Annotated in this window: 6 protein-coding genes; 4 read left to right on the forward strand and 2 right to left on the reverse strand. The window is 68.6% G+C overall.

The window, feature by feature from the left end; translation table 11 throughout:
- On the forward strand, nucleotides 1-265 hold a 265-nt coding region (locus DMC18_RS07730), incomplete at its 5' end, for a GNAT family N-acetyltransferase (protein WP_146218005.1).
- Nucleotides 266-324: 59 nt separating this feature from the next.
- On the opposite strand, the gene DMC18_RS07735 is transcribed toward DMC18_RS07730, so the two are convergent.
- Both DMC18_RS07735 and DMC18_RS07740 read right to left on the reverse strand, forming a co-directional pair.
- Entirely contained in the window at nucleotides 325-2,316 is a 1,992-nt protein-coding gene (locus DMC18_RS07735) for an OPT family oligopeptide transporter (protein ID WP_110120668.1), read from the reverse strand.
- Nucleotides 2,317-2,417: 101 nt separating this feature from the next.
- The gene (locus DMC18_RS07740; RefSeq protein WP_110120667.1) at nucleotides 2,418-3,194 is read right to left on the reverse strand and encodes a PhoH family protein; all 777 of its coding nucleotides are present in this window, start codon (nucleotides 3,192-3,194) and stop codon (nucleotides 2,418-2,420) included.
- 311 nt (nucleotides 3,195-3,505) lie between these two features.
- Between DMC18_RS07740 and DMC18_RS07745 the strand changes: the two genes are divergently transcribed.
- The 3 genes from DMC18_RS07745 (at nucleotide 3,506) to DMC18_RS07755 (ending at nucleotide 7,212) form a co-directional block, all read left to right on the forward strand.
- Nucleotides 3,506-4,033, forward strand: coding sequence for a gamma carbonic anhydrase family protein (locus tag DMC18_RS07745; RefSeq protein WP_110120666.1), 528 nt, complete (start codon nucleotides 3,506-3,508; stop codon nucleotides 4,031-4,033).
- Between the two features lie 330 nt (nucleotides 4,034-4,363).
- Nucleotides 4,364-6,028 carry a choline dehydrogenase gene (locus DMC18_RS07750; protein ID WP_110120665.1) on the forward strand — a complete coding sequence of 555 codons (1,665 nt, stop codon included), beginning with the start codon at nucleotides 4,364-4,366 and terminating at the stop codon, nucleotides 6,026-6,028.
- Between the two features lie 239 nt (nucleotides 6,029-6,267).
- Entirely contained in the window at nucleotides 6,268-7,212 is a 945-nt protein-coding gene (locus DMC18_RS07755) for an aldo/keto reductase (protein WP_110120664.1), read from the forward strand.
- Nucleotides 7,213-7,279 lie beyond the last annotated feature (67 nt).

Here is a 7,279-nt window from a genome sequence, read left to right on the forward strand (position 1 = left end):
CGGCGGCGAACTGGCGGCCATGGCCGGCGAGCGGATGCGCCCGGACGGCTTCACCGAGGTCAGCGGCGTCTGCACCCGTCCCGACTTCCGGGGCCAGGGCTACGCCGCCGGACTGATGGCCCACGTGGCCGGCAAGATCCTGGCGCGGGGCGAGACGCCGTTCCTGCACAGCTACGCCGACAACGCCGGGGCTAACGCGCTCTACCGGGCCCTGGGCTTCGAGCGGCGGGCGGACGTCTGGTTCACCGTGTTGGCGGCGGAATGAAAAAGACCCCGGAAGGAGAACCTTCCGGGGTCTTCGTTCTTCAATCGTTGGAGGCCCGATCAGGCCTGTTCGGTCTTCCGGGCCTGGATGCGGCACCAGGCGTAGAGGCCCGCCACCAGGATCGCCGCGACGACCAGGGCGATGATCATGCCCAGGTGCTCGGGCGGCGGCGAGGCGATGGCCAGGGGCGCGCCCTTGTTGGTGGCCACGATCAGCAGGGCCAGGGCCACGTTGAACAGGCTCTCGCCGACGATGAAGCCCGAGGCGATCAGCACGCCCAGGCGCTTGGCGACCTCGGCCTTGCGGTCCTTGGCGACCACGCGCTCGAAGATCCAGCCGGCGACGGCGCCGACCACCACGGGAGCGGTCACGGCGCTGGGCAGGTAGATGGCCAGGCCAACGCCCAGCGGCGGCAGGCTGAAGCGATCCTTGCTGGCGCGGCGCAGGACGATGTCGACGACCACCAGGACCAGGCCGATCAGGGCGCCGACGCCCAGCAGGTCCCATTGCAGGTTATGGCCGATGACGCCCTTGGCCAGGGTCGAGATCAGGGTCGCCTGCGGCGCGGCCAGGGGCTCGGCGCCGGGCACGACGTTGAGGTTCGGCGCGCCGACGAAGCCGTTGGACTTGGCCAGCAGGTCCAGCACGAACGGGATGACCACGGCGCCCGACAGCACGCCGATCACCAGGGCCGTCTGCTGCTTCCACGGCGTGGCGTCGACCAGCTGGCCGGTCTTCAGGTCCTGCAGGTTGTCGTTGGCGACCACGGCCACGGCCAGGACGGTGGCGGTGACATAGAGGGCGAAGGCGACCAGGGCCTTGGCGGCGTCCGGGCCGATCAGGCCGCGGCCGATGGCGCCGACCAGCAGCGAGGCGCCCAGCACGGTCAGGATGGCGATGCCCGAGACCGGGCTGTTGGACGAGCCGATCAGGCCGGCCATGTAGCCGCAGACGGCGGCGGCCAGCAGGCCGGCGAACACCAGGTAGGCGACGCCGACGATGGTCAGCGGCAGGGCCAGGGCGCCGGCGGGACCGCCGAGCGCGAAGGCTGCCAGCAGCCAGCCGGCCGGGGCCAGCAGGGCCACCGACACCAGGCCGACGACGAAGAGCGGGATGTCCTGCTCGACGCGGGGAATGTCGCCGGAGCCCGAGCGGCGGGCCTTGCCGGCCTCGAAGGCCGAGACCAGGCCGCGCCAGATCGGAACCACCAGCTTGCCCAGGGTCCAGATGGCGGCCGCGCCGATGACGCCGGCGCCCAGGAAGCGGACCTTGGTGGACCAGACCTTCAGGGCGTGGTCGGCGACGCTCATGCCGGCTTCGGCCGGGAACACGCCGGTCAGGATCGGCACCAGCACGGCCCAGGCGATGAACAGGCCGGTGAACATGGCGATGCCGACGGTGATGCCCATCAGGTGGCCCGCGCCCATCAGCGCCAGCGAGCTGGAGGCGCCGATGCCGGTCGCGCCCTTGCCGACCTTGAAGTAGGTGGCGACCTCGGCGGCGAAGATCTTGGCCGCGCCCAGGGCCGCGAAGGCCGCCGACGCCAGGGTGCCGGCGATCACCGCCCACAGGCCCGCCTTGCCCTCGGCCGCGCCCTCGCGCGAACCGGCGCCGACCTTCAGCACCTCGGCCGCGGCGACGCCTTCCGGATAGGGCAGGGGCGAGTTGGTCACCAGCGCCCGGCGCAGGGGGATCGTGTACATCACGCCCAGGATGCCGCCGACGGCGCAGATGCCGAAGGTGGCCAGGAACGGGATGTTCGACCACCAGCCGATCATCAGCAGGCCCGGCAGCACGAAGATCACCGACGACAGCGTGCCGGCCGCCGAGGCGATCGTCTGGACGATGTTGTTTTCCTGGATGGTCGAGGTCTTGAAGAACCGCAGCAGGGCCATCGAGATCACCGCGGCGGGGATCGAGGTGGCGAAGGTCAGGCCGACCTTCAGGCCGAGATAGACCTGGGCGGCCGTGAAGACGACGGTGATCAGGATCCCCAGAAGCACGCCGCGGAGCGTGAACTCCGAGCGTGGGGCGGCGGCGGCATCGGACATATGGGGTCCCAAAACAGTTAAAGCGGCCGGACCTTGCAGTCCGACCGCCCCATACTCAAGCCCTGAAGGGCATAGGCTGTTACAAAATCACAGATTTAGGGTCACAGAACGCCAAGCATCTCGGCCACCAGGGGATGACGGACGATGTCCTTGTCGGCCAGGCGGACGACGGCGATGTTGGACAGCTCCTCGAACCGGGCGGCCACGTCGGCCAGGCCCGAGATGCCCGGCAGCAGGTCCGACTGGTTCGGGTCGCCGGTGACCACCATGGTCGAGTGCCAGCCCAGGCGCGTCAGCAGCATCTTCAGCTGCATGTAGGTGCAGTTCTGGGCCTCGTCGATGACCACGAAGGCGTTGTTGAGGGTGCGGCCGCGCATGAAGCCGACCGGGGCGATCTCGATGGCGCCCTCGGCCATCAGGGCCCGCATGCGCTTGACCGAAAGGCGATCGGTCAGGGCGTCGTAGAGCGGGCGCAGATAGGGGGCCAGCTTGTCTTCCATGTCGCCCGGCAGATAGCCGATCGACTCCCCGGCCTCGACGGCGGGACGTGACAGGACGATGCGGTTGACCCGGCCGGCCTCCAGCGCCTCCACGGCCTTGGCGATGGCCAGATAGGTCTTGCCGGTGCCGGCCGGACCGAGCGCCATGACCAGGTTCTTGCTGTCCATCGCCTCCATCAGCTGGGCCTGGCCCGGTGATTTTGGTTTTATCGTCTTGATGTAGCTCTGATCCCGGGGCGCGTTGTCCGTCTCGCCCAGCGGCGACCAGCCGCCGCGATGCTCCACCGGCAGGCGACGCACCTTGGCGTCGTCATAGCGGTCGTCCGCGCCCTCGCGCACCATCCGCTTCAGGGCTCGCTTGGTCATCAAAGCCTCCATTCAGGCATGAAAAAAGGACGAGGCCGCGAGGCGTCGTCCTTGGGTCGATGAGAGGAGCAGAAGACGGAGCCGCAGGCGCGGCCAGGCGGCTCGGTGGAGCCCCAGGAAGGCGGTGCTGTACGCCGGAACGCCGAACGCAAGACCCTGTTCTCCGTCGTCAGGAGGCCGCGGTCGGTATGGTCCGCGGCGGATACGGAAGGAAGTCTCCCGATGAAGGGATGTTCCATGCCGAATCACCGGATTTACAATGGGGTGATTATGGTTTCTGAGCGATTAAGATTCTGCGTGCCAAAAGAACACGGGGTGTACGGATGACTGTCTATTCGTTGGGCGATGTGGCGCCGCGGCTTCCCCCGGAAGGCGAATACTGGATCGCCCCGAGCGCCAGCGTGATGGGTAATGTCGTTCTCGAGCCGAACGCCAGCGTCTGGTGGGGCGCGGTGCTGCGCGGCGACAACGACCCGATCATGATCGGGCGGAACAGCAACATCCAGGACGGCTCGGTGCTGCACACCGACGCCGGCGTCCCGCTGACCATCGGCGCCAACGTCACCGTCGGCCACATGGTGATGCTGCACGGCTGCACGATCGGCGACGGCTCGCTGATCGGCATCGGCTCGATCATCCTCAACGGCGCCAGGATCGGGAAGAACTGCCTGATCGGGGCCGGCGCCCTGATCACCGAGGGCAAGGAGATCCCCGACAACTCGATGGTGGTCGGCGCGCCGGGCAAGATCATCCGCGAGGTCAGCGAGCACCAGGCGATGATCCTGCAGGCCTCGGCCCTGCACTATGTCGAGAACTGGAAGCGCTACCGCGCCGGTCTCACGGCTCTCTGAGCCGGAAAAATGCAGGAGCGCCGCCCTCTGGGGGGAAGACGGCGGCGCTCCTGACGGACCCGCGCGAGGGGCTCGGTGCGCGGGGCTTCTCACGGCGGCAGCGGGATCGAAGCCGCCGTTGGAAGTTCGGATGACCGGAAGGCGCTCTCCACGAAGCCGCCGATCGATCTGATGCCGTCATGATGGCGGGCAGGTTTGCAGATCGGATTAAGGTTGAGTTCGCGCAAAATGCGTAACGACGTTATGGCGGCGTTTACGCGCCCTCTTGCCGCCGTCGCCGGGCCAGGTCACTCTCTGTCTTAACAACGATAACATTGTGGGAGGGACGCCATGTCGGGCACGCGCTACGACTACGTCATCATCGGCGCCGGTTCGGCGGGCTGCGTGCTGGCCGCGCGGTTGAGCGAGGATCCGGCGGTGAAGGTTCTGCTGCTGGAAGCCGGCGGCAAGAACGGCTCGGTGCTGGTGCGCATGCCCGCGGGCGTGGGCGAGCTGATCAAGGCAAAAGGCGAGAGCAACTGGGGGTTCTGGACCGATCCGGAGCCGAACCTGGACGGCCGCCGCCTGTGGTGGCCGCGCGGCCGGGGCCTGGGCGGATCCTCGGCGATCAACGGCATGATCTATATCCGCGGCCATGCGCGCGACTACGACCAGTGGCGGCAGATGGGCCTGTCGGGCTGGTCGTATTCCGAGGTGCTGCCCTACTTCAAACGGTCGGAGACCTTCCACGGCGGGGGCTGCGACTATCATGGCGGCGACGGGCCGCTGCATGTCTCGGCCGGCGAGTCCGACAGCCCGTTCTACAAGGCGGTGATCGAGGCGGGGCGCCAGGCGGGCCACCCGGTGACCAAGGATTTCAACGGCTTCCAGCAGGAGGGCTTCGGCCCCTACGACCTGACCATCCGCGACGGCAAGCGCTGGAGCGCGGCCGCCGCCTATCTGGCCGGGGCCCTGGCGCGGCCGAACCTGACCTGCATCACCGAGGCCCGCACGACGCGGATCCTCGTCGAGAAAGGCCGGGCGATCGGTGTCGAATATGTCGCAGGCAAGGGCGGCCAGACGGCGGTCGCGCACGCCGACGCCGAGGTGCTGCTGAGCGCCGGCGCGGTGCAGTCTCCGCAAATTCTGCAATTGTCGGGGATCGGCGACCCGGACGCGCTCAAGACGCACGGCATCTCGACCATCCACGAGTCGCGCGGGGTCGGCCAGAACCTGCAGGATCACCTGGACGTCTGCCTGTCGTGGACGACCAAGGGGCTGAAGACCGCCTATTCGGCCAACAAGGGGCTGAACAAGCTGGGCGTCGGCCTTTCCTACCTGCTGATGGGCAAGGGCATCGGCCGGCAGAACTTCCTGGAGTCGGGCGCCTTCCTGCGCTCGCGGCCCGATCTCGACCGGCCCGACCTGCAGATCCACGCGGTGCTGGCGATCATGCAGGACCACGGCAAGGTGGTGGTCGAGAAGGACGGCTTCACCCTGCACATCTGTCAGCTGCGGCCGGAGAGCCGAGGCCACATCGGGCTGCGGTCGGCCGACCCGTTCGACGATCCGACGATCCTGGCCAACTACCTGGCCGCCGACGAGGACCGCCGGGCCATGCGCGAAGGCGTGCGGATCGGCCGTGACGTCGCCGCCCAGGCGGCGCTCGATCCCTATCGCGACAGCGAGTACGCGCCGGGCGGCGGGGTGAAGAGCGACGCCGAGATCGACGCCTGGATCCGGGCCAAGGCCGAGACGATCTATCACCCGGTCGGCACCTGCCGGATGGGCGCGGCCGGCGATCCGCTGGCGGTGGTCGACGACCAGCTGCGGGTGCAGGGCCTTTCGGGCCTGCGTGTGATCGACGCCTCGGTGATGCCGACCCTGATCGGCGGCAACACCAATGCGCCCACGATCATGATCGCCGAGCGGGCGGCCGACCTGCTGCGCGGCAAGGCGACCCTGGCGCCGCAGGACGCGCCGGTGTTCGACGGGGCCGCTGCGGCGGCGGCCTGACCTCTTCACCCGTAAAATCCCCGCGAAAGCGGGGACCCAGGTGTTTTATCGTCGAGCGCGGCGGATTGCAGAAAAAGCCTGGGCCCCCGCTTTCGCGGGGGTTTTACGGAAGAGGGCGTGCGGGCGGTTTCGGATAGATCCGCTGCTCGCGCCCAATAGGCCTTATTTCAAAGTTTGATTGGGCGAGGGCGGGTGAAGCCGCCCACAGTCACGGCCGTCTTCGACCAAGGACCTGCTTCATGAGCCAACGCCCTCTCGGCCGCTCCGGCCTCTCGATCGCCCCGCTGGTGTTCGGCGGCAACGTCTTCGGCTGGACGGCCGACGAGACGACCTCGCACCGGCTGCTCGACGCCTTCGTCGATGGCGGCTTCGACGCGGTCGATACGGCAGACGTCTATTCGGCCTGGGTCCCGGGACACGAGGGCGGCGAGTCCGAGGCGACGATCGGCCGCTGGCTAGCGGCCGGCGGCAAGCGCGACAGCATCAAGATCCTGACCAAGGTGGCCAAGTGGCCCAAGCGCCCGGGCCTGTCGGCGGCCAACATCGTCGCGGCGCTGGAGGACTCGCTGCGCCGGCTGCAGACGGACTACGTCGACCTCTACCAGTCGCACGAGGACGATGCGGCCACGCCGATCGACGAGACGCTGGAGGCCTTCGATCGGCTGGTGAAGGCGGGCAAGGTGCGGGCCATCGGGGCCTCGAACTTCACGCCCGAGCGTCTCGAGGCGTCGCTGAAGACCTCGGCCGACAAGGGCCTGGTCCGCTACGAGTCGATCCAGCCGAAGTTCAATCTCTATGACCGCGACGAGGTCGAGGGCGCGCTGGCCGAGCTGACGACGCGGGAAGGCGTCGGGATCATCCCGTTCTACGGCCTGGCCGCCGGCTTCCTGACCGGCAAGTACCGCAGCGAGGCCGACCTGGAGGGGCGTGCGCGCGGACGGACCGTCGCGCGCGACTACCTGAACGAAAAGGGCTTCCGGGTTCTGGCCGCGCTCGACCAGGCGGCCGAGGCGACCGGCGCGAGCCCGGCCCAGATCGCCCTGGCCTGGATCGTCGCCCATCCGGCCATCACCGCCCCGATCGCCAGCGCCACCAGCGTCGAACAGCTCGACGAACTGCTGGCCGGCGCCCGCCTGACCCTGCCGCCCGAGGTGATCGCGGCGCTGGACGCGGCGGGACGGTAGTCGACAGGACCGGACGGCGGGGCTACAGCTTGTTGAGATCAATTCTCAACTGAGGCCCCGCCATGAC

The organism is Caulobacter sp. D5, assembly GCF_003185805.1.
In the GTDB taxonomy this organism is placed as follows: Bacteria; Pseudomonadota; Alphaproteobacteria; order Caulobacterales; family Caulobacteraceae; genus Caulobacter.